Below are 20440 nucleotides of genomic sequence, written 5' to 3' on the forward strand. Positions count from 1 at the left end.
CCCGTATTTCACAAACCCCCCCCGCCCCCGCCCCCCCCCCCCCCCCCAAACCCCCCCCCCCGGTTTGAATAACCCCCGGGGGGGGGGGCCCCCCCCCCCCCCCCCTCTCGCTCTCTTCTGTGGCAGTATGGGCCGGCGAGGCGATCCAAATCGGGATGCAAGGGCGCGACGACGGTTCGCAAGTCTGGTTCGACCCGATCGGCATTCTGATCAAGCCAGGGCAGACGGTCCGATGGACCAACCTCAATCCTGGCAATTCGCACACGACGACGGCGTACAATCCGGCAAACTTCGGGCGACCGGTTCGCATGCCCAAGACGGCAAAATCGTGGGATTCCGACTACCTCCTGCCCAAGGAAAGCTTTTCGGTTACCTTCACCGAGCGGGGGGTCTACGACTATTACTGTATCCCGCATGAGCATGCTGGAATGGTCGGCCGTGTTATCGTCGGCGAACCAGAGGCACATGGCTGGGCTGAAATGGTCGGAGCAAATGGCGACCTACCGGAGGAGGCCCTAAAGGCATTCCCGACTGTCGAAGACATCATGACGAAAAGGGTCGTCCGGCGCGTTTAGATCATGCGCATGAAAGGCGCGGCCCTCCGCAACAAAAGCGACCGAAGATGCCAAACGGGGCGAGAGCTCCTTGGGTGTCGTGAGTGAGGGGACTTTCATGACAGGCTGCGTGTTTGCGTGTGAAACTCAACCATCATCTCAGGCCGGACGCGACGCGCGCACCCAAGTGCCGGACGCGCCTCTCGATGCCCGAACTGCTGCCGAGCAACGCGAGCGTGCAATGCACCGGCTTGCCGCCTTGGGCGAGATGACTGGCGGTATTGCCCATGACTTCAGAAACCTCCTGGCAGTAATAGAATCCGGGCTCGGGCTCGCTGAGCGAAGAGCCGACGAGCCCGAAAGGGTTCGTGCCTACATTGCGGCAGCGCGGGAAGGAATCGATCGAGGGATCGAGCTAACGTCACAGCTATTGACCTTCGCGAAGCATCAAGAACTCGATATCCACGCTGGCAATTTGAATGAGTTCCTCACGTCTTTCGAGCCTTTCCTGAGGTATGGCGCGGGAGCCGATGTCCGCGTCAGGCTGGAGCTTGGTTCCGGTGTCCCAGACTGTTTGATCGATCACGCACTTTTCGACAGCACAGTGCTTAATCTCGTCATGAACGCACGAGATGCGATGCCAAGTGGCGGGGAGATCCGCGTCATCACCGAACGATTGGTGCAGACAACCGCGACACCTGACCCGCCCGGCCCTGGAACCTACGCATGCGTTCGCGTCAAAGACCACGGTTGCGGCATGGCTCCTGAAGTCTTGCGGAAGGTGTTTGATCCATTCTTCACGACGAAGGGTGAGAAGGGTACCGGGATAGGGATGCCACAAGTGCAGGCACTGACCCAGATGGTTGGTGGTCTGATCCGGATAAAGAGTGAACGAGGGATTGGAACAACGGTCGACCTTCTGTTCCCGTCAGTCCCGTCGGACATTTAGACGCCCAACTAGAACTCTCACAATTTGATTTCGCCGCTTGCGACGGAATGCAATCCCGTCAGCGCTGGACCAACTACGCTCTCGTCCGCACTTGCCGATTGCACCGCATAGACCGGATAGGAGAACTGCGGCATCTCAGGCACAAGATGCAGCCGGCCGGCTTCTATGTGAGGCTGCACAGAACTCATCCTGAAATATCCGGAGCCGCCGGTCGCTAGAACATAGTTCAGTGCGAGCGGACCGAGATCGAAAGAAAGATCCGGCGCAGCGCTTGGGAAATTCATCCCGTGGTGAAGCCCAAAATCCGGCCCCCAATCCATGTAAACATAGTCGGATTCGTCCAGGAGGCGTGCTTCGGAATTGGTAGTCACGAGAACAAGTTTTTCTTCCAGAAGCAGATCGATCTTCAAACCCGGTCTGTGCGGGGGCGCGTACATGATGGCTAAGTCGACCATTCCCGACGCGACCTGATTGATCAAATCCTGCGGCACATCAACGTGCACTCGAAGCGCAATATCCTGAAGCGAGCCGCGCATCCATCGGACCCAATCAAGCAGCAGAGGTTGCGCAAGGCTGACTTCGCTGCCCACCGTCAGAACAGCCCGGCGTCCCGGCGGCACGGCAACCTGGTGAAGTGTACGTTGCCATAGTTGGATGAACATCGGGGCGTGGCGCAGAAATTGCTCGCCGGCCGGGGTCAGCGAAGCTCCGCCTTTGTGGCGGACAAAAAGGGCCCGGCCCAGTTGATGCTCGAGGTTGCGGATTCGTGCGCTTACCGTCGTCTGCGCAACATTCAAGCGCTCGGAGGCCCGAATGAAACTGCCGGTCGATACGATCTCGATAAAGGTGCGGGCGAGTTCGATGTCCATCACGGATATAGCATAAAATTTGCGTTTAAATGTCAATCAATTTCGTTTGTCACATAGTTAGTGTGAGTATTACGCTCGAAGAATTCCACCAAGCCTAGCGCTGGATGCTGCGCAGCGCCGGTTGGAGCGGGCGCAAGCTCTCTCCATCCTCACCCATCGTTTTGCCAGCAGCGTCACAGGAGAAATCATGTCGACGAAAGACAAGAACCAAGAAGACGTGGGGCGTCGCGACTTTCTGAAGCTCTTCGGTGCGGCAGGAGCGGCGGCGAGTACCCTGCCGCTGGGTGGGTCCGCATCGGCGACCGAAATGATGGCCGCGGCGACCGGACAGCCGCATCATCACACAAGCGACGCCTCGAAATCCGATGCACGCGGCTCGGCTTATGAATTCTTCAATGTCGACGAGTCCGCCTTCATCGAGGCCGCGGTCGACACACTGATTCCGAGCGATTCAACAGGCCCCGGCGCCAAGGAACTCGGCGTTGCGATCTACATCGATAGACAAATGGCCGGCGGGTACGGCAAGGGCGACCGGCTGTATCTGGAAGGGCCATTTAGGGAAGGTACGCGCGAGCAAGGTTATCAATTGCCGATGACGCCATCGGAACTGATCCGGGCCGGCATCGCCGACGTCAGCGCCTACGTGCAGAAAAACCACAAGAGCGCTTTCGAGATCCTTTCGGCAAAAGATCGAGTCGCGGTGATGAGCGACCTCGAGGGCAAGAAGGTCGAGCTTCCAACAGTGCCAACCGAAACCTTCTTCGGGCTTCTGCTCCAGCTCACGATCGAGGGTTATTTCGCTGACCCGATGTATGGCGGAAACAAGGACAGGGCGGCCTGGAAGATGATCGGTTTCCCAGGCGCCGACGCCATGTACATGGACAAGATAGAACCATTTCGGAACAAGGCCTATGCGGCTGAACCGAAGGGAATTCAGGATCTCGTTTAATCGACGAAAGAAGACGAAGGAGACTGTAGCATGGCTACCAAACTCAACGCAGTCGATGTCCTGATTGTCGGTCTTGGCTGGACGGGCGGCATCATTGCCAAGGAGCTTGCATCGACCAAGCTGAAAATCGTCGCTCTAGAAAGGGGAGGCCCGCGTGACACCAATCCGGACTTCATCGACCCGCAGATCCATGACGAACTGCGCTACGCCGCCCGACACGACCTCATGCAGGACGTGCGGCGGGAAACCATCACCTTCCGCAATGGTGAAGCGCAAACGGCGCTGCCGATGCGCCAGCTCGGCTCGTTCCTGCCCGGCCAGGGCGTTGGCGGCGCCGGCGTGCACTGGAACGGCGTCACCTGGCGCTGGCTCGAATGGGATCATCAGGCGCGCGCCCGCACGATCGAAAAATACGGCGAAAAGATCATCCCTTCAGATATGCAGCTGCAGGACTGGCCGATCACCTATGATGATCTCGAGCCCTATTACGACAAGTTCGAAAAGACCTGCGGCACCTCCGGCAAGGCCGGCAACATCAACGGTCGGAAGATCGACGGCGGCAACATCTTCGAGGGATCGCGAAAGGACGAGTACCCCAATCCGCCGATGATTGCGGCGCAAAGCATGCTGATGTTCGAGAAAGCGGCCCGCAATCTTGGCTATCACCCTTTCCCCAATCCTTCCTCAAACGCGTCGCGGGACTATGTCAATCCCGATGGCGTGGCCTTCGGCCAGTGTCACTATTGTGGCTTCTGCGAGCGCTTCGGCTGCGAGGCGAATGCCAAGGCGAGCCCGCATTTCACCGTCATTCCGCTGGCGCTGGAGAACCCCAATTTCGAGTTGCGCACCAACTCGATCGTGCTGAAGGTCAATCTCGACTCGACCCGCAAGAAGGCAGTCAGCGTCACCTATCTCGACGCACGAGGGCGGGAGTTCGAACAGCCTGCCGACCTCATCATCCTGTCGGCCTATGCGCTCGGCAACGTCAACCTGCTGCTGCAATCGGGCATTGGCGTGCCTTATGATCCGGCAACGGGCAAGGGCGTGGTCGGCCGCAACTATGCCTATCAGTGCGGTGGCGGGGCTACCGCCTTCTTCGACAAAAAAACCATCCTGAATCGCTTCATGGGGGCCGGCGCGCTCGGCACCTGCATGGATGATTTCAACGGCGACAACTACGATTTCGAGAAGGCCGGCTACATCGGTGGCGGCGGCATCAGCTGCAGCAACTCGGGCGCCAGGCCGATCCAGTCGCATCCCACGCCGCGGGGCACGCCGCGCTGGGGCTCCGACTGGAAGGAGGCAGTGGTCGACAATTATGACCACGCGGCCAGCATTGGCAACCAAGGCGCGGTAATGGCGTACCGGCAGAACTATTTGAGCCTCGATCCGACCTACACCGACGTTTTCGGACGTCCGCTGATGAGGATGACGTTCGATTTCCAGGACAACGAGGTAAAGCAGATGAACGCTCAGGCCGACATCTGCGTGACGATCGCCAAGGAGATGGGTGCGACCAAGGTCGATCGGAGCATTCCCCCGGTGCCTTATTCGATCGTGCCTTACCAGAGCACACACAACACAGGCGGGGCAGTCTTCGGAGCCGACCCGAGCACCAGTGTTCTGAACAAATACCTTCAGGTCTGGGATGTCCCGAACGTGTTCGTCACCGGCGCTTGCGTGTTTCCCCAGAACGCGGGGAAGAACCCGACCGGACCCGTAGGCGCTCTTGCCTACTGGGCGGTGGATGCGATCAAGAACCAGTATCTGAAGAGTCCCGGCCCACTTGTTCCCTCCTGAGGCGACTTCAATCGGATGCGGATCCGGCGGTTTGGATCCGGATCCGGGACTCCAGGGATGTTTCGTACCATATTGCCCCGGCCAGTTCGGCCAGAACCAACCCGTGCTCGTTGAAAGCAGCAAACATGAAATGGACCATGCCTGGATTGGCACCGCGATTCTCACTGCAGTCGGTTCGGCCCATGCGCAGGACACATCTTCCGGCAATGCCGAAGCCGGCGCCGTCGTCTTCAAGGGATGCATGGCCTGCCACAAGGTCGGCCTTGAGGCAAAGAACGGAGTGGGCCCGGCCTTGAATGGCGTCGTCGGCCGAACGGCCGGTGAGTATCCCGATTACAGCTATTCCTCGGCGAACAAGAATTCGGGTCTGACCTGGGATGAACCGACGCTGACGACCTATCTCAGGGCGCCGCGCAAACTGGTGCCCGGCACAAAGATGGCGTTTGCCGGTCTCAGCAAGGACCAGGAGATCGCCGACGTCATCGCCTATCTGAAACAGTTCAACGCTCGGGGCCAGAAGGTCGGCCCCTGACCAGACGGGAAGCTGTCCCTGGGCAAAGTGCAACCTTGATGAAATTTCTCCTGCACAAGGGTCTGGGGGATTCCACGATCCAACAGATCGGCAGCTACCTGCGTAGCCGCGGCGCCGGCCATCACTGGATCGAGCGATATCGCGGCGACATCTTCGTATTCGTGTCGGATGCGGTCGACGAAGAAATCCTGAGGAGCAAATTCGCCAGCCTTCTCGATGCCGTCAACGACACAGACATGGACGGGACAGGATCTCGATGAGCGAAGAAATCTTCAACGAGAGAGTAAGATTGAAGAGGGCATATGAGAGGCCTGCTGCCGGCGATGGCAAGCGCGTATTGATTGACCGGCTTTGGCCGCGTGGGGTCAAGAAGACCGAAGCGGCCATCGACCATTGGGTGAAGGACCTCGCGCCAAGCACCGAGCTTCGGAAATGGTTCGGACACGATCCAGCCCGCTGGTCGGAATTCCGCCGGCGGTATGCGGCGGAAATCCAGGAGCATCGCGGTGAGCTTGACCGGCTGCGCGAGATGATACGGGAGGGCACCGTCACACTCGTCTACTCGGCTCATGACGAGACCCACAACGATGCCGTCGTCCTTAGAGAGCTTTTGCTGAGACAGCGATGAAGACGCCGCATCGCTCCTCCGTTGCCAAAGACGTAGGCGTGCGGTCTCGACAGCGACAACAAACCCGTCTCCCGGAACCAAACCAAGGAAAATTCATCCAATCATCGATGGGCGGGCTCAGTTGAGGAGAAAGACAATGAAATTCTTTGTCGATACCGCCGATATATCTGAAATTCGAGAGCTTGCTGCCGCTGGAATTGTCGACGGGGTAACCACAAACCCGTCCCTTATCGCAAAGACTGGCCGACCGATCAGAGATGTGATCCAGGAGATTGGCCAGACGATCGAGGGCCCGGTTTCAGCGGAAGTCACGGCCATCGACTTTGACGGTATGGTCGCCGAGGGACAGCGCTTGGCCGGCATTGCGACCAATGTGGCTGTCAAGGTGCCGTCCACCTGGGATGGATTCAGGGCTTGCCGGGCGCTCAGTCAGCTCGGACACAAGGTCAATGTCACCCTGTGCTTTTCGGCCAACCAGGCACTGCTCGCGGCAAAGGCAGGCGCGACCTTCATTTCACCATTCGTCGGCAGACTTGACGATCTCGGTCTGGATGGCATGGAGGTGATCCGAGAAATCCGCACGATCTATGACAACGATCAAGCGTTCACGACGGAAATCCTGGCGTCCTCTATTCGCACGCCTCTGCATGTCAAACTGGCGGCAATGGCGGGCGCCGATATCGCAACCGTACCGCCCGCAGTACTCAGAAACCTCGCCAAACACCCGCTCACCGACAAGGGCCTCGAGTCCTTTCTTGCCGACTGGGAGAAGGCGGGGCAAACGATCCTGTAATTGCCCGGGCGAGGGCATGCAGAGAGCTATCATAAAACTTGCACTCAATTGCAGATTAAATTCGTTTGCATGATGTCGGGAATGGCGGGAAATTGAGCCGTGGGGCGCGAGTTTCGCTCTAGTCGGGCGAAAGCGAAATCGAGAATTCGAAGACGCGCTGGCTTTGTGCGCTGAGAGGCTGATGTGCCTGTCGCCGCTCCCCTGGATGCGATTTTCTCGAAATCGCCAAGGAGAAGAAAATGGCTGTGCACCCTACCGAGGTGATCGGACCAGACCTGGTCCAGGGCATCGCGTTCGCCGATCTTCCCGACGGTGGAAAGCTGGTCGGCCATAGCGGCAATGAGCAGGTGCTGCTGGTGCGCCGCGGGGCCGAGATCTTCGCCGTCGGGGCGACTTGCACGCATTACGGCGGACCGCTCGTCGACGGCCTTGTGGTGGAAGACTCCGTCCGGTGTCCGTGGCATCACGCGTGCTTTGATTTGCGTACAGGCGAAGCCTTGCGAACGCCTGCCTTCAGGCCACTCGCGTGCTGGTTGGTGGAACAACGCGATGATCGGATATTCGTGGGCGAGAAGCGCAAGCGGACGGCCCCCAAGCCGCGCGTTGGAGGCTCCGACCCCGTTCCGGAGAAGATCGTCATCGTCGGCGGCGGCGCAGCCGGTTTCTCGGCGGCCGAAATGTTGCGGCGCGAACACTATCAAGGCAGCATCGTCATGCTCAGCAATGATGAAGCACCGCCGGTTGATCGGCCCAATCTTTCCAAGGACTACCTCGCCGGCAAGGCACCGGAGGACTGGATTCCGTTGCGTGGCGAAAGCTTCTACTCAAAGAATAATATCGACCTGCGTCTTAATGCGAATGTCGCTCGGATCGACGTACGTTCTCGCGAGGTTGTGCTCGCGGACGGGACCTCGACTCCTTACGACAAGCTGCTTCTTGCGACTGGGGCCGAACCGGTTCGCTTGACCCTACCCGGGGCAGACCAGCCGCATGTCTATGCACTGCGCTCGTTCGCAGATTGCAAGGCGATCATTGAGCGAGCCACCACGGCGCATATCGCTGTCGTGATTGGTGCCAGTTTCATTGGGCTGGAAGTAGCTGCGGCCCTGCGCTCGCGCAAAATCGAAGTTCATGTCGTGGCGCCGGATGAGCGGCCCATGGAGCGGGTCCTGGGTCCGCAAATGGGTGACTTCATCCGCACTATCCATGAGGAGAACCGGGTTGTTTTCCATCTTCAGGACACGGCGAGCAGCATCGATGGCAGAAAGGTGAAGCTCAGCAGCGGTGGCACGTTAGCAGCCGACTTCGTCGTCGCCGGCATAGGCGTGCGACCGCGGATCGGCCTCGCGGAAAAGGCCGGGCTCATCCTTGACCGCGGGGTGCTCGTGAACGCCTTTCTGGAGACGAGCGCACCAGACATATTCGCCGCCGGCGACATTGCGCGGTGGCCAGATCCTCATAGTGGCGAGAACATTCGGGTCGAGCACTGGGTGGTTGCAGAGAGGCAGGGGCAAGCTGCCGCGCTCAACATGCTCGGCCATCGTGAGAAATTCGAGGCCGTGCCGTTCTTCTGGAGCCAGCATTACGATGTTCCCATCAACTATGTCGGTCACGCCGAGCGGTGGGACGAGATCGCGGTAGACGGCGATATTGCCGCCAAAGATTGCCTGCTCCGCTTCAAACGAGAAGGGCGCACGCTGGCTGTCGCCTCAATCTTCCGCGACGTTGAAAGTCTGCAGGCCGAGCTGGAAATGGAGCGCCAAATGGCAAGCTAGCTTCGACTTCCGAAAAGCGGAAGTCAGAGTCAGAATGGCGAAGCGGAATGTGGTTGTGACTGAAAGGAGTTCGACTATGTCCACAGAGCAGCAGGAACTAGGTGTCACCCGTGGCTTGGACACGGTTGCGCCCGCCCAGCGTTATTCAAAGATCGTGAAATTCGTCGACGAGGTCGCCAAGCAGGCGGCTAACGATGCACCGACCCTGGTTGAAATCTTCTCGGACAGCGGCCGCTGGTATTGCCGTGTTCGTCGCGGGGATGAAAAGACCCGGCCAATGGGTCCATACACCAAACAACAGGCTCAGCGGATCCAGGAAGCTCGGAGAATGTTGCTCGCCAAAAGAGGTGCCGCTCGCATCATGTTCGAGTAGGAGAAGTAACCCTTGCAATCGTACCGGCCGGCGGACTCCTGCCACAATGATCGTCATGAGTTTTCGAACAATGCAGAGCAGGCCTCCGGCGTCTAGCCGAGCCGGAGGCAAGGACGTCTCAGGCTGGATAGATATTCCGGCATCGTCAACAGACCAGACGGACCTTGTGAGAGAAATTCTCGAGCTTCTCTAGCTTGCGCGTATGCAAGTGTGGTTATGCCCTGACCGCGTCAAATTATAAGATGCGATGTAAAGGGCCGTTGCCGTTCTCCGAGGAAAGATAGGAGCGCGAACGCTTAGCGTGCAGGGTTGGGGTTGCTCATCCTCTATTGATTTTGTACCAAGTAACGATCGACAAACCTGGGATCTGATTATGGACGACTACGATAACCAGAAAGGCGCTGAGCCTGAGGACGTGCGCGCCGCATTGAAGGGGTGGGCATGGTTTGGTGTTCTAATGAGCATTGTCTTTGGTGTCGCCTACGTCCTGATTGAGATGTAGTGGCCCACGAAGCAGCTAGCCCTTGCGGACTGCCCGAGAAGATCGGCAACGTCATTGGCGCGTTTGCAGTGACTTGGGCTGTGCTCGGTGCTGGTATATTTAGGCTGCGGACTAATAAAAGCGAAGTGACGATCTGATGACCGCCAAAGCCATGCTCGACAAGAAGGCGCCGCTGGCACTTTCATCGGTATAACGGGCTTTGGCGCCAGCGGCCCGGCGGAGAAACTCTAAAAACTTTTCAATATGCCGCAAAGCCGGTACGACATATTGACCGGCGGTCTGTATGCCCATTTCAGGAACACCGGCTCGATGATTCCCAGCACGCTCCAGCACCCGACTTCCCGGCAAACGTTCGCGAGCTCGACGATGAAGCGCTGCTGGATATCGTGCAACGGCAAACGGCCCGGTACTTCTGGGAAGGCGCACATCCCGTCAGTGGTCTTGCCCGAGATCGCCAGAAGACCACCGGTGCTCCGGCCAACGATCTCGCAGCCATTGGCGGCTCTGGCTTCGGCATCATGGCAATCATCGTTGCTGTTGAACGCGGTTGGATCGATAGCACGGCCGCATTATGCCGATTGCAGCGAATGCTGGATTTCCTGGAAAGCTCGCCGCGCTACCATGGCGTGTTCCCGCATTTCATCAATGGCCGTACCGGTGCGACAATTCCATTCCGTCGCAAGGATGACGGCGCTGATCTGGTCGAAACCACTTTCCTGTTTCAAGGTCTGATCTGCGCCCGCGAGTATTTCGCCGGGATGGCAACCGAGGAGGCACGCCTTCGCCATAGCGTGAACGCGCTGTTGTCACAGGCCGAGTGGAATTGGTTCGCACGCGGGGCCCGGCAACTGATGTGGCACTGGAGCCCGAACCACGGCTGGGCGATGGACAGCCCGATCAGAGGTTGGAACGAATGCATGCTCACCTTCGTGCTGGCGGCGGGATCAACTCGCCACTCCATTGATCCGGGCATCTATCACGAAGGCTTTGCTGGTGGATCCGACTTTCGAAACGGGCGCGATCATTACGGGATCGTCCTGCCATTGGGAATGGATTCTGGTGGTCCGCTCTTCTTCTCGCAATATTCCTTCTGCGGGCTCGATCCACGGGGCCTAAGCGACCGCTACGCCGACTACTGGCAACAGAACCTCCGTCATACGCAGATCAATTATTGGCACTGCGTTCGCAATCCCCATAGCCATCTGGGATACGGCCCTGACTGCTGGGGTCTGACCGCGAGCCATGGGCCGCGAGGATACGTCGCGCATGCACCCGACAGGGACTTTGGCGTGATCACTCCGTCTGCTGCCCTGTCGAGCTTCCCTTATGCACCGGCGGAGGCGATGCGCGCACTGCGTGGCTTCCTGACCAAGCCTCGGAAACGCATATGGGGCCGCTTCGGCTTTGTCGACGCGTTTTGCGAAAGCCGCAACTGGTACTCCCGAACCTATCTGGCCATCAATCAGGGGCCAATCATCGCGATGATCGAGAACCATCGTACAGGGCTGTTGCGGCGGCTTTTCATGCGGGCGCCGGAAGTGCGCAGAGGCTTGGCGAGGCTGAGCTTCACCAGCCAGCACCTCGACACATCAACGTCTGCTCAGGGGCCACGAGCTGCCGTGGGTATGGCCCCACTGGATTGCACTTAGCGCCGCAAGGTGGTTTCTTCCCTGAGTGATCTGCTGGCAGGTCGGAGCAGTTCGCGAAGCGCGTCCCCGCCGCGTCCTAGCTACTGCTCAGGATCGGGAAATGTCAGCGACTTGGTCTCGAGAAAGTCTAAGCGCGGGCTCCAAGCACCATCATGTATTCCCGAAGACGATCGAATAGATAGCGGCACCAATAAATAGCGCAGCCGACATTCTCATGAATAGCTGAAATGAAAAATAATCTCTCATCGCGGCCTCCTTTGTTTCTATTAATTTTTCTCGGCCAAGATTTGACCATATCACATGAGGATACGATCTGGTAATTTATTTCCAGGCCCTGCTACGCAGCTCGCTGCTTGAAAATGGTCGACTGAGCCCGTGTCATGTCCAATTAATCGCGACAGGCCAATAGTGGGTGGGTGCTGTCAAAGAATGACAAATCCGCTCAGGCCACCCAACGCTCCGGGTTGACTGCCCTTCAACGGTGACACGGGAGGCAGGCTTCTCGGAAGAGCACATACCTGTTAGTCGCCCTCGGTGGCGATCAAAACCCAGTCGCGCTTCGTTGACTGTGTTTCGCGGGCAAACGTCCAGGTGTCGATCACCTCAACAATCAGCGTGGGATCGCCAGCCACGACCCGGTCGTTGGCTGAACGGGTGACACTGACCACCTCGGAAACGAAGCGAACGCCGATCTCTGCGGTCCCATTCTCCTCGAGAGCCTCGATGACTTTTGCTTCACTCACGCCGATGAGGGTCAGCTGCAGCGTCTCTTCCCGATCCCGGCGCCCGGCAATAGCTCGTTCGAAGGTCTCAAGCACTTCCGGCCCGACAAGGCGTTTCAACGTTTGGATGTCGCCATCTGCATAGGCCCGCAGGATAACTTCATAGGCCGTTTTGGCGCCGGTTAGAAACGCGGCAAGGTCAAAATTCGGATCGATGTCCCGGATCACATCCAAGGGCTGGCCCGCCGATGAAGCGTAATCGGCAACGCCGCTTCGTTGCTCAGTCACTGCATCGCCCCGCTTGGTCTTGTCGTCATCCGAGCGCGGCAGCAGCTGGTCCCAACCTGCCAGCAATGCCCAATAAAACGCGACAATTGCTACGAGGAGGATTTGGTTGTTTGGATCTGTGGTCTCGTTCATGACGGTCTCCCGAACAATAACAGACGCCGATTTGGAGCTGGAGGCCAGTGTTAGAGAATGCGCGGCAGCTTTTCCCATTGGTGGAAGGGTGGCGGCGACGGCAGCAGCCATTCGAGGGTGGCCGCCCCTTCGCCCCATGGGTTGGCGCCAGCCTGGCGTTTGCGGCTGAAAGCTTCCGCTACCGTGATGAAAAAGACGACAAGTCCGGCCGTTGAAATGTAGGAGCCGATCGACGAGACGAAATTCCAGCCGGCGAAAGCGTCGGGGTAGTCGGCATAGCGTCGCGGCATGCCGGCCATGCCGAGAAAATGCTGCGGGAAAAAGACCAGGTTGACGCCAATGAACATCACCCAGAAATGCAGCTTGCCCATCGTTTCGTTGTACATATAGCCGGTCATCTTCGGGAACCAGTAATAGAAGCCGGCGAAGATGGCGAAAACCGCGCCCAAAGACAGCACATAACGAAAGTGGGCGACCACAAAATAGGTACCGTGATACACGCGGTCGATACCAGGGTTTGCAACCATGATGCCGGTGACGCCGCCGATGGTGAACAGCAGGACGAAACCGAGAGCCCACTGCATCGGTGTCTTGAAGTCTATCGATCCTCCCCACATAGTCGCTAGCCAGGAAAAAACCTTCACGCCGGTTGGAACGGCGATGACCATCGAGGCGAAGGCAAAGTAACGCTGGGTGTCCACGGACAGGCCGGTCGTATACATATGATGCGCCCACACGACGAAGCCGATCGCGGCGATCGCCACCATCGCATAGGCCATGCCGAGATAGCCGAAGATCGGCTTCCTGGCGAAGGTCGAGATGACATGGCTGATGATGCCGAAGCCGGGTAGAATCATTATGTAGACTTCGGGATGGCCGAAGAACCAGAACAGATGCTGATAGAGGACCGGATCACCGCCGCCGGCGGGCGCGAAGAAGGTCGTCCCGAAATTGCGATCGGTCAAAAGCATGGTGATGGCGCCGGCGAGTACGGGCAGCGACATCAGCAGCATGAAGGCAGTAACCAGCATCGACCAGGCGAACAGAGGCATCTTGTGCATCGTCATGCCAGGCGCGCGCATATTGAAGATGGTGGTGATGAAGTTGATAGCGCCAAGGATCGAAGAGGCACCCGACAGGTGGATTGACAGAATCACGAGGTCGACCGCGGGGCCTGGCTGGCCATCAGTCGACAAGGGCGGGTAGAGCGTCCAGCCGCCGCCATGGCCAAGCGTGCCGGGCGCTCCTGGAACGAACATTGAGGCTATGAAGAGGATAAATGACATCACCAGCAGCCAGAATGAGATGTTGTTCAAGCGCGGAAAGGCCATGTCGGGGGCGCCAATCATGATCGGTACCATCCAGTTGCCGAAGCCACCAATCAGTGCCGGCATTAGGACGAAAAAGATCATGACCAGCCCGTGGGCACTGACGACGACGTTGTAGACCCCCGGATCGCCAAATATCTGCAGGCCCGGCTCCTGCAACTCCATGCGGATCAACACGGAAAGCCCTGTACCGAAGACCCCGGCCATGATCGAGAACAGCAGGTAAAGCGTCCCGATATCCTTGTGGTTGGTGGAGAACAGCCACCTGACGACAAACCGCGGCTTATGATCATCCAAGGCCGTGGTGGCTGGATTGGACATGATTTGCTTCCTGCTCTTCACTGGAGGCGCGGCGGACTCAAAGATGGACCCGGCCGTCTGCGATCCGCCGTCACAGGAGGATCAGGTCTCGCCTGCACTCATTCATTCATCGGTGACGATCACATCCATCGGAATGTCGTGTGGCTGCGGATAGATGGTCTGGATCCTGCTGCCGGCGTAACCGACGCCGACGACGAGAGGCCGCTTCGGCACGGCCGCCAGAGTCCGGTCAAAAAAGCCGCCGCCATAGCCCAGGCGGTAGTTAGCCTGGTCGAAACCGACAACCGGCGCGATGACGACATCCGGCTGGACCGATGGCCCGCTTGACGGAACAAGAATATTCCAGATGCCGCGTTCGAGCGGGTCTCCTGGTCCCCAGATACGAAACTCCATAGGCCAGCCTTTCTTGATGACGACCGGCAGCGCGATCCGCCCGCCGCGCTCGATCACCCGTACCGCCCAGTTGCGAAGGTCCGGCTCGCCGCGAAAAGGCCAGTAGCCGCTGATGATGCGCCCGCTGACCCGGCTGACAGCCCGGTCGAGCGCGGAGGCAACGCGAGTAGACCTCGCCAAGCGTTCCTCGGCGTCGACGGCAAGACGCTCATCGATCAAGCGCTTGCGCTCCGCCTTGCGCCATCGACAGACTTCTGTCCATGCGTCTTGCACAACCGGCCCGGTGCCATATCCGGGAACGAGTTCGTGCATGAAGCACGGCGGCGAGGCGTACTCTCGCGTTTCCAAGGGAAGATCCTCCTGATCAGACATTGTGCGCTCCATCAACTCTTGCGGCGGAAGCCAGCGCGACCTTCTGAACGTTGCGCTGCGTAAAACAGGAAGGCAAACGGAATTAAATGCTGTATTGATGCAAAATTATTGCACTGACTGGAGCCAGAATTGACATCGACCGCGCTCGCACGTTTCTGGAAATCGTCCATTCCGGCAGCTTTCTGAAAGCCGCCGACCGGCTCCACGTTACCCAGACCACGGTAAGCGCGCGGATACGCACGCTGGAAGACGAACTCGGCCGTCAGCTCTTTATCCGCAACCGCAATGGCGCGCAGCTGACTCCGGCGGGCCGGGAATTCGAGCGGTTCGCCCAATCATTCGTACAAATCTGGGAACGGGCACGGCATCAGCTCGCCATCCCATCGGGACGGACAAGCGTGGTTGCCTTGGGCGGAGAGCTCAGTCTGTGGAATCCGCTGCTGCTCGACTGGCTGGTCTGGATGAAGAACGCCAGGCCGGAAATCTCCATCCAGGCCCAGGTCGGCGTTCCGGACCAACTCCTCGAGCAGCTGAGGACCGGCGTTCTGGACATTGCCGTGCTCTATGCGCCGAAGCTGCTGCCGGGTTTCAAGGTAGAGCTTCTCGTCGAGGAGCAACTCGTCCTGGTTCGGACCACGGACGGAGACCGGGGAACGGTCGGGTCCAAGGATTATGTCTATGTCGATTGGGGACTGCTGTTTGCGGCCCAGCATGATGCCAGCTCCTCAGCCTTCGGCGAGCCAGGATTGATGGTCGGCCTTGGTCCGCTCGGGCTGAGCTACATCCTGCGCGCTGGCGGAATGGGCTATTTCCGCAGGGGCGCCGCAGCGCCCCATATCGAGGCGGGACAGCTGGAGGTGGTGGAAGGCGCCCCGGAATTCACCTATCCAGCCTATGCAGTCTATCCGGAAGCAAGCGAGGCGCGCGCCGACGTCCAGGAGGCGTTACGTGGTCTGAAGCAGGTGGTGAAATGACAGCGTTGTTTCAGTTCCAAATATCGGTCATCAAGCCGGAAAGAAATCCGTTGCCATGGGTTGACCGTACATGCCTTATCCATTCCACACCATCGGTCACTCGACGCGGTCGATCGCCGAATTCGTCGCCCTGCTACGGATCGCAGAGATCACCCTGGTTATCGACATCAGGACTGTCAGACGCTCGCGGGCGAACCCGCAGTTCAACAGCGAGGTGCTTCCCGAAGCGCTGGCAGCGTTCGGGATCGGATATGAATACATTGCCGAGCTTGGCGGCCTGCGCGGCAAGGCGCACGACGTTCCACCTGTGCTCAACGCATTCTGGATCAACCAGAGTTTTCACAATTACGCCGACCACGCGCTGTCGGCGGAGTTTCTTGATGGCCTGAATCGGCTTCTGTCCCTCGGCAGGCAGCGGCGAAGCGCCATCATGTGCTCGGAAACGCTCTGGTGGCGCTGTCACAGAAGAATCGTCGCCGATTATCTCCTTAGCCGCGGCGAGGCTGTCTTTCATTTAATGGGCAAGGATAAGATCGAGCCGGCGAAACTCACCGACGCCGCGAAGGCAAGGGCCGACGGAACGCTTGTCTACCCGTCTTCACATCCTTCGGGATAGTCGAGCTCTCAGGCCGCCGACGGACCTGGGTCGTCGAACCCGGTGTCGAAGGCCGCGATGTTTTTGTCCGCCGCTTGGTCCTGCATCTCATCGGAACGATGAACGACGCGCAGAACCGGTCCGGCCGATCGCGACGAGCCCGGCGCGGCAGCTCCCGCCAGCTTCAATCTCTCGCGCCTTGCGGTTTCCGGCTGATAGACCACTTCGTGCACGCTCAGCGTTTCAAGGCCGCCGTCCGCAGTTGGAATGGACATCGACTCACCTTCGGCCAAGCCAAGCAGCGCCAGACCGCGCGGATTGGTGATAGGCAAAAGCATTCCAACCAGACCGCGCATCTCGTCATGTGCGACGATGCGGGTTTCGGCAGGGCCGTCGTTTACCCGATAAGCCACGCGGCCGCTGAGCGTCACGACGGTTGCCGGAACATCATCCCGAAACATTACAACGGCGCTCGAAATCTTCCGGTCAAGGATAGCCGAGAGGATTTCGCCGCGGCTCGGATGGCGTTCCCGCATTACTTCAAGAATTGCGTGGTCCTTGGTGGTCAGTTGACAGCTGTCGGTAGTGGGCATGGCGCGTCTCCAGCCGGTCCGCGGGGCGGAATCCGGCGTTAAGCAATTGATCGGGTGGGAAAACTTCCCCCTGTGCCGGACCATAATAGGCCGGCACAGGGGTCAGACTCCCGCGATCAAGCTGCCCGCGTGATTGAGGAGACGCACGGAAATGCCCATGTCTAGACGCTCGCCTCGATAGTCGAAGGCGCTGGCGGGCGCTGTTCGGTCACGCCTTCCGGAGCCGGTTGTTTCACCGCTAGCACCGAGAGTTCGTGCCGCCGCCCGTCTCGCGCAGTCCACATGATCGACTGTCCGGCCGAGAGGCCGATCAGGGCCGTGCCGATCGGCGTGAGGATTGAAACCTTGCCTTCGGTGATATCCGCATCGCCAGGAAAAACCAGCGTGACCGTTTTCGCGTCGCCGGTGTCTGGCTTGAACGTCACTGTCGAGCCCATCTGGACGGTACCTGTGGGAATCCAACCGTCGGGGACGATACGAGCCCGTTCCAGTTCGGCGAGCAGTTCATCGGAAGCCTCCGGATTTCGTGCGGCGACGGCGCCCGCGAGCGCCGACAGACGCGCATGGTCCGACTGCGAGATGCGGATGTTCGGCCTACGCCGGGTCTTCTTGTCTTGCATTTGAATACTCGTATCTCAGTTGGGACGCCGCCGCGAAAGATGATGCGAGCGGCCAATTCAAGAATGTCCTGCTCCCAGCCGAGCCGAGTCGATCGGCGGCCCGCGGACTTCCATGTCGATTTTTTAAGTGTTGCCCCTCGGCTCAGGGGCACATGCCAGCCGAGCCGGGGGTTACGATCCCGCGATGGGGCAAACCCGGAAAAGAAAGTCGTGACGGATTTTAACGGCGGCATTCATATCATGATAGTTGGTGAACAGATCCGGGAAGTCAAGGAAGCCGCCTCGGCGGGTATTAAAGTCGCGAGCTAGTCAACGCGAGCGCCAAGCAAGGTGTTTATCACCAGCTCTCTTCGAGAGTTTCTGCCTGTCCCGCTCGGTCTCTCTTCGGCAAGCCCGAGGAGATAAGGCGTTCGGCCAATACTTTCGACAGCGCCTGGCAGGTCCACGGTTCGTGCGTTTGAGCGCCGCTGCTCCTCCTCGGTGAGGTCGCTCCAGCCCAGAGCGCGGCCTAAACCGCTGCCCACGAACCTCAACGCTCAAGACGACACCAGAAATTCGGCTGAGCCCATGATCCGGGCTACATTTCGCGTGCGAAGAACGCGGCTGGCGAGATCGTGTCCGCGTTCATGCGCGGGAAGTTGTCCTCGGCTTGCCGGTTGCCAGCGATCGCCCCGAAGAGTTGCTGCATCTCCATTGGCGGCTCCTCGTTGCGAGTTGGCAGGTGAACTCATACATCGGCAGCGAGTGTTGGTCGCGCTGTCGCTGATAGTCCGCCATAGCCGCCTCGAAACTGCTGTCACCCTTGAAAGCCAGGCCAAGTGCTTTTGCGCAGAGCTCAGCATCCCGGAAGGCATCGCTGATACCCTGCGCAGTGTTTGCCTCCTTGTTATAGCCGGCATCGCCAACGAGCGCCCAGCTTTGCAGAGGAGAGTGCTTTGATCCGGCGTTGCGTACAGGACGCAGCCGGCCTATCTGGACAGCGGCGGCCGGCCGGGCGCATTGACAGGCGCGTGTCGCTCACGGACGAACGCTGATGATCGTCTTCCCCGAGCGTCGCTCGGTCGTTTTGAACGCGGAAACGGCATCGTCGAGGGTCGAGATGTTGCCGATGTTCGTCCGCAGCCGTCCGTCCCGCACGCGCTGGACGATTTCACTCAGTTGAGCACGATCGGACTCGACAACGAAGTCGACCGCCAGGCCATTGGCGGGCGGCGCGTCGGGCGGCCCGACGACGGTCACCAGTGTTCCTCCGGCTCGAACCGCAGGAGAGGGGCCAATCCGTGCTGCTTGTCGATGTCATGGGTTCACCGAAAGAAACTTTTGTCTCTTGGACGGCGAATGCCCGCTTCGCGCCTAATGTCGGTCGTTGCGATGATGTGCGAAAATCCCAAAAGCGGACACTCGCCCCGGCGGCTTACCTCTGCGCCACGAACAGTTTGATCAAGGCAGGCAGATGCCGGCAAGGGAAGCAACTGGCTTGATGATATATAGGCAAAGTCATGCAGATCTGCCCGTCGGCGAATAGAATTCGCCGGAGAGCAAAAAGGGGAGACCAAGCCGTCTGCGCGGGCTTGGCCATACGACAGCCACGGCCAGCGAAGCCGTTGAGAGTGAAGCTACGATAGGGTCTCGTCACGGCCGTCGACAGCAGGCGCAAATCTGGCTTTCGCCCGCCGCTTGAAAACAGTGTAGCATGCGAAAAACTGTGCGGACGTTCTCATGAGTTTTGATGATATCGACCTCAATTTGCTACGAGTATTCGACGTTATGATGCGTGAAAGGAGCGTAACGCGTGCAGCGACCGAATTGGGAAGAACACAATCCGCTGTAAGTCATTCCCTATCAAAGCTTCGGTATCTCTTGCAGGACGAATTGTTCACGAGAGACGGGGGGGAGATGCGGCCAACCCCACGGGCGGTGGAGTTGCTGTCAGATATTTCTGCTGCACTGGCAACGATCCGCGCGTCGATCGACCGGCATCAGGTGTTCAATCCGGCAACGACGCGACGCAACTTTCGCGTTGGACTTACCGATTACCACGCCATGATATTTATCCCTGGGCTCATTCGAGAATTTTCGAGGCAAGCTCCTGGCGCGACGCTGAACGTCATTCCCGCAAACGGACCCGAGATCGGTTCATCAGTCTATTTGAGACAAGTCGACTGTGCGCTGACGGGAGCCGCGATACGCGATGACCCGGGTCTCCTGAAGGTGGAACTTGGCCAGGATCAGCTATTTTGCGCGGTGTGGAGTGGAAGCAAGATAGCCAGGAACGCAATGACACTGGAAACGTATTTGGCCAGTTCTCACCTGCAGATTTCCGCAGATGGTCTGGCAGAAGGTCTTGCTGATGCCGCCCTCAAGCTAATGGGTCTACGGCGCAATGTCGTTGCGACCATCCCGAATTATCTGGTGCTGCCCTGGGCGCTTCGCGGCACTGAACTGATTACCCATTGCGGCGATGCCATCCTGCAAATGCTGGATGAGAGGAGCGAGGTGACGCTGGTCCCGCCGCCCCTTCCGATATCAAATGTGAATGCGTGGCTCATTGTTCACCGCCAGATGGCGAATGACCCGGGTACCAAATGGCTCCGGGAAATCATCATTAGCATCTACAACGAGTCGCGGACCAAGAGAGATCAAGGGCCAACCGTCGGAGCACCGGGGTTGGCTGCACAATAGATCGCGCGCACTGTCGCTCATTCGATCAGCCCGCTCAAGCAAACCGG

General features: G+C 58.9%; 21 protein-coding genes and 3 pseudogenes. 16 read left to right on the forward strand and 8 right to left on the reverse strand.

The annotated features are described in order from the left end of the window. The first annotated feature begins 155 nt into the window (after positions 1-155). Together NKJ46_RS25685 and NKJ46_RS25690 are read left to right on the forward strand one after the other, a co-directional pair. Positions 156-575 (forward strand): plastocyanin/azurin family copper-binding protein, encoded by a 420-nt coding sequence (locus NKJ46_RS25685; protein ID WP_352668558.1) that lies wholly within the window; start codon positions 156-158, stop codon positions 573-575. Between the two features lie 97 nt (positions 576-672). Beyond that, positions 673-1503 (forward strand): two-component system sensor histidine kinase NtrB, encoded by an 831-nt coding sequence (locus NKJ46_RS25690; protein ID WP_352668559.1) that lies wholly within the window; start codon positions 673-675, stop codon positions 1501-1503. A gap of 17 nt (positions 1504-1520) precedes the next feature. On the opposite strand, the gene NKJ46_RS25695 is transcribed toward NKJ46_RS25690, so the two are convergent. Then, complete coding sequence (locus NKJ46_RS25695) at positions 1521-2372, reverse strand: LysR family transcriptional regulator (protein WP_352668560.1); 852 nt, start codon at positions 2370-2372, stop codon at positions 1521-1523. 187 nt (positions 2373-2559) lie between these two features. On the opposite strand from NKJ46_RS25695, the gene NKJ46_RS25700 reads away from it, so the two are divergent. From NKJ46_RS25700 to NKJ46_RS25740, 9 genes are all read left to right on the forward strand, one after another. Continuing rightward, the gene (locus NKJ46_RS25700; protein WP_352668562.1) at positions 2560-3321 is read left to right on the forward strand and encodes a gluconate 2-dehydrogenase subunit 3 family protein; all 762 of its coding nucleotides are present in this window, start codon (positions 2560-2562) and stop codon (positions 3319-3321) included. Positions 3322-3351: 30 nt separating this feature from the next. Next, on the forward strand, positions 3352-5121 hold the full coding sequence (locus NKJ46_RS25705; RefSeq protein ID WP_352668565.1) for a GMC family oxidoreductase: 1770 nt from the start codon (positions 3352-3354) through the stop codon (positions 5119-5121). 130 nt (positions 5122-5251) lie between these two features. Next, positions 5252-5653: a c-type cytochrome gene (locus NKJ46_RS25710; protein ID WP_352668567.1), complete on the forward strand. Its 402-nt coding sequence runs from the start codon at positions 5252-5254 to the stop codon at positions 5651-5653. 38 nt (positions 5654-5691) lie between these two features. Beyond that, complete coding sequence (locus tag NKJ46_RS25715) at positions 5692-5913, forward strand: hypothetical protein (RefSeq protein ID WP_352566349.1); 222 nt, start codon at positions 5692-5694, stop codon at positions 5911-5913. After that, positions 5910-6281: a DUF488 domain-containing protein gene (locus NKJ46_RS25720; protein WP_352566350.1), complete on the forward strand. Its 372-nt coding sequence runs from the start codon at positions 5910-5912 to the stop codon at positions 6279-6281. The genes NKJ46_RS25715 and NKJ46_RS25720 overlap by 4 nt, the downstream gene beginning before the upstream one ends. 136 nt (positions 6282-6417) lie before the next feature. Beyond that, entirely contained in the window at positions 6418-7074 is a 657-nt protein-coding gene (fsa, locus tag NKJ46_RS25725; protein WP_352668569.1) for a fructose-6-phosphate aldolase, read from the forward strand. A 239-nt stretch (positions 7075-7313) separates the two neighbouring features. After that, positions 7314-8849: an FAD-dependent oxidoreductase gene (locus NKJ46_RS25730; protein WP_352668571.1), complete on the forward strand. Its 1536-nt coding sequence runs from the start codon at positions 7314-7316 to the stop codon at positions 8847-8849. A 76-nt stretch (positions 8850-8925) separates the two neighbouring features. Beyond that, positions 8926-9222: a hypothetical protein gene (locus tag NKJ46_RS25735; RefSeq protein ID WP_352668574.1), complete on the forward strand. Its 297-nt coding sequence runs from the start codon at positions 8926-8928 to the stop codon at positions 9220-9222. Positions 9223-9595: 373 nt separating this feature from the next. After that, positions 9596-9724, forward strand: a complete 129-nt coding sequence (locus tag NKJ46_RS25740; protein WP_352566357.1) for a hypothetical protein — start codon at positions 9596-9598, stop codon at positions 9722-9724. Positions 9725-9835: 111 nt separating this feature from the next. Here the strand turns inward: NKJ46_RS25740 and NKJ46_RS25745 are convergent, their stop codons facing one another. Continuing rightward, positions 9836-10015: a hypothetical protein gene (locus NKJ46_RS25745; protein ID WP_352566359.1), complete on the reverse strand. Its 180-nt coding sequence runs from the start codon at positions 10013-10015 to the stop codon at positions 9836-9838. 95 nt (positions 10016-10110) lie between these two features. On the opposite strand from NKJ46_RS25745, the gene NKJ46_RS25750 reads away from it, so the two are divergent. Next, positions 10111-11373 carry a glucoamylase family protein gene (locus NKJ46_RS25750; RefSeq protein ID WP_352668576.1) on the forward strand — a complete coding sequence of 421 codons (1263 nt, stop codon included), beginning with the start codon at positions 10111-10113 and terminating at the stop codon, positions 11371-11373. 521 nt (positions 11374-11894) lie between these two features. On the opposite strand, the gene NKJ46_RS25755 is transcribed toward NKJ46_RS25750, so the two are convergent. The 3 genes and pseudogenes from NKJ46_RS25755 to NKJ46_RS25765 form a co-directional block, all read right to left on the reverse strand. Continuing rightward, positions 11895-12515, reverse strand: coding sequence for a Tim44/TimA family putative adaptor protein (locus tag NKJ46_RS25755; protein ID WP_352668578.1), 621 nt, complete (start codon positions 12513-12515; stop codon positions 11895-11897). 50 nt (positions 12516-12565) lie between these two features. After that, positions 12566-14131: pseudogene (ctaD, locus tag NKJ46_RS25760) on the reverse strand (cytochrome c oxidase subunit I); the annotation flags it as partial. A gap of 135 nt (positions 14132-14266) precedes the next feature. Then, positions 14267-14929 carry a 5-formyltetrahydrofolate cyclo-ligase gene (locus NKJ46_RS25765; protein ID WP_352668583.1) on the reverse strand — a complete coding sequence of 221 codons (663 nt, stop codon included), beginning with the start codon at positions 14927-14929 and terminating at the stop codon, positions 14267-14269. Positions 14930-15111: 182 nt separating this feature from the next. On the opposite strand from NKJ46_RS25765, the pseudogene NKJ46_RS25770 reads away from it, so the two are divergent. The 3 genes and pseudogenes from NKJ46_RS25770 to NKJ46_RS25780 form a co-directional block, all read left to right on the forward strand. Next, a pseudogene (locus NKJ46_RS25770) lies at positions 15112-15183 on the forward strand (LysR family transcriptional regulator); the annotation flags it as partial. Positions 15184-15327: 144 nt separating this feature from the next. Continuing rightward, a complete protein-coding gene (locus tag NKJ46_RS25775) occupies positions 15328-15903 on the forward strand; it encodes a LysR substrate-binding domain-containing protein (protein WP_352668585.1) in 576 nt (191 codons plus the stop codon). Positions 15904-15973: 70 nt separating this feature from the next. Beyond that, positions 15974-16519, forward strand: coding sequence for a DUF488 domain-containing protein (locus NKJ46_RS25780; protein WP_352566370.1), 546 nt, complete (start codon positions 15974-15976; stop codon positions 16517-16519). Between the two features lie 8 nt (positions 16520-16527). Here NKJ46_RS25780 and NKJ46_RS25785 read toward each other — a convergent pair whose 3' ends face one another. The 3 genes and pseudogenes from NKJ46_RS25785 to NKJ46_RS25795 form a co-directional block, all read right to left on the reverse strand. After that, positions 16528-17091, reverse strand: coding sequence for a GreA/GreB family elongation factor (locus NKJ46_RS25785; protein ID WP_352668586.1), 564 nt, complete (start codon positions 17089-17091; stop codon positions 16528-16530). Between the two features lie 161 nt (positions 17092-17252). Continuing rightward, on the reverse strand, positions 17253-17711 hold the full coding sequence (gene rnk / locus NKJ46_RS25790) for a nucleoside diphosphate kinase regulator (protein WP_352566373.1): 459 nt from the start codon (positions 17709-17711) through the stop codon (positions 17253-17255). A gap of 1017 nt (positions 17712-18728) precedes the next feature. Next, a pseudogene (locus NKJ46_RS25795) lies at positions 18729-18971 on the reverse strand (NADP-dependent oxidoreductase); the annotation flags it as partial. Positions 18972-19430: 459 nt separating this feature from the next. Here NKJ46_RS25795 and NKJ46_RS25800 point away from each other — a divergent pair. Then, positions 19431-20393: a LysR family transcriptional regulator gene (locus NKJ46_RS25800; RefSeq protein ID WP_352668589.1), complete on the forward strand. Its 963-nt coding sequence runs from the start codon at positions 19431-19433 to the stop codon at positions 20391-20393. Positions 20394-20440: the final 47 nt, after the last annotated feature.

It is taken from the genome of Mesorhizobium sp. M0166 (genome assembly GCF_040322255.1).
In the GTDB taxonomy this organism is placed as follows: domain Bacteria; phylum Pseudomonadota; class Alphaproteobacteria; order Rhizobiales; family Rhizobiaceae; genus Mesorhizobium.

What these genes read in the sequence shown, in the direction of transcription:
- NKJ46_RS25685 (WP_352668558.1), top strand. Translation starts at nt 156, where the DNA reads ATGCAAGGGCGCGACGACGGTTCGCAAGTCTGGTTCGACCCGATCGGC.
- NKJ46_RS25690 (WP_352668559.1), top strand. Translation starts at nt 673, where the DNA reads ATGACAGGCTGCGTGTTTGCGTGTGAAACTCAACCATCATCTCAGGCC.
- NKJ46_RS25695 (WP_352668560.1), bottom strand. Translation starts at nt 2,372, where the DNA reads ATGGACATCGAACTCGCCCGCACCTTTATCGAGATCGTATCGACCGGC.
- NKJ46_RS25700 (WP_352668562.1), top strand. Translation starts at nt 2,560, where the DNA reads ATGTCGACGAAAGACAAGAACCAAGAAGACGTGGGGCGTCGCGACTTT.
- NKJ46_RS25705 (WP_352668565.1), top strand. Translation starts at nt 3,352, where the DNA reads ATGGCTACCAAACTCAACGCAGTCGATGTCCTGATTGTCGGTCTTGGC.
- NKJ46_RS25710 (WP_352668567.1), top strand. Translation starts at nt 5,252, where the DNA reads ATGGACCATGCCTGGATTGGCACCGCGATTCTCACTGCAGTCGGTTCG.
- NKJ46_RS25715 (WP_352566349.1), top strand. Translation starts at nt 5,692, where the DNA reads ATGAAATTTCTCCTGCACAAGGGTCTGGGGGATTCCACGATCCAACAG.
- NKJ46_RS25720 (WP_352566350.1), top strand. Translation starts at nt 5,910, where the DNA reads ATGAGCGAAGAAATCTTCAACGAGAGAGTAAGATTGAAGAGGGCATAT.
- fsa (WP_352668569.1), top strand. Translation starts at nt 6,418, where the DNA reads ATGAAATTCTTTGTCGATACCGCCGATATATCTGAAATTCGAGAGCTT.
- NKJ46_RS25730 (WP_352668571.1), top strand. Translation starts at nt 7,314, where the DNA reads ATGGCTGTGCACCCTACCGAGGTGATCGGACCAGACCTGGTCCAGGGC.
- NKJ46_RS25735 (WP_352668574.1), top strand. Translation starts at nt 8,926, where the DNA reads ATGTCCACAGAGCAGCAGGAACTAGGTGTCACCCGTGGCTTGGACACG.
- NKJ46_RS25740 (WP_352566357.1), top strand. Translation starts at nt 9,596, where the DNA reads ATGGACGACTACGATAACCAGAAAGGCGCTGAGCCTGAGGACGTGCGC.
- NKJ46_RS25745 (WP_352566359.1), bottom strand. Translation starts at nt 10,015, where the DNA reads ATGGGCATACAGACCGCCGGTCAATATGTCGTACCGGCTTTGCGGCAT.
- NKJ46_RS25755 (WP_352668578.1), bottom strand. Translation starts at nt 12,515, where the DNA reads ATGAACGAGACCACAGATCCAAACAACCAAATCCTCCTCGTAGCAATT.
- NKJ46_RS25765 (WP_352668583.1), bottom strand. Translation starts at nt 14,929, where the DNA reads ATGTCTGATCAGGAGGATCTTCCCTTGGAAACGCGAGAGTACGCCTCG.
- NKJ46_RS25780 (WP_352566370.1), top strand. Translation starts at nt 15,974, where the DNA reads ATGCCTTATCCATTCCACACCATCGGTCACTCGACGCGGTCGATCGCC.
- NKJ46_RS25785 (WP_352668586.1), bottom strand. Translation starts at nt 17,091, where the DNA reads ATGCCCACTACCGACAGCTGTCAACTGACCACCAAGGACCACGCAATT.
- rnk (WP_352566373.1), bottom strand. Translation starts at nt 17,711, where the DNA reads ATGCAAGACAAGAAGACCCGGCGTAGGCCGAACATCCGCATCTCGCAG.
- NKJ46_RS25800 (WP_352668589.1), top strand. Translation starts at nt 19,431, where the DNA reads ATGAGTTTTGATGATATCGACCTCAATTTGCTACGAGTATTCGACGTT.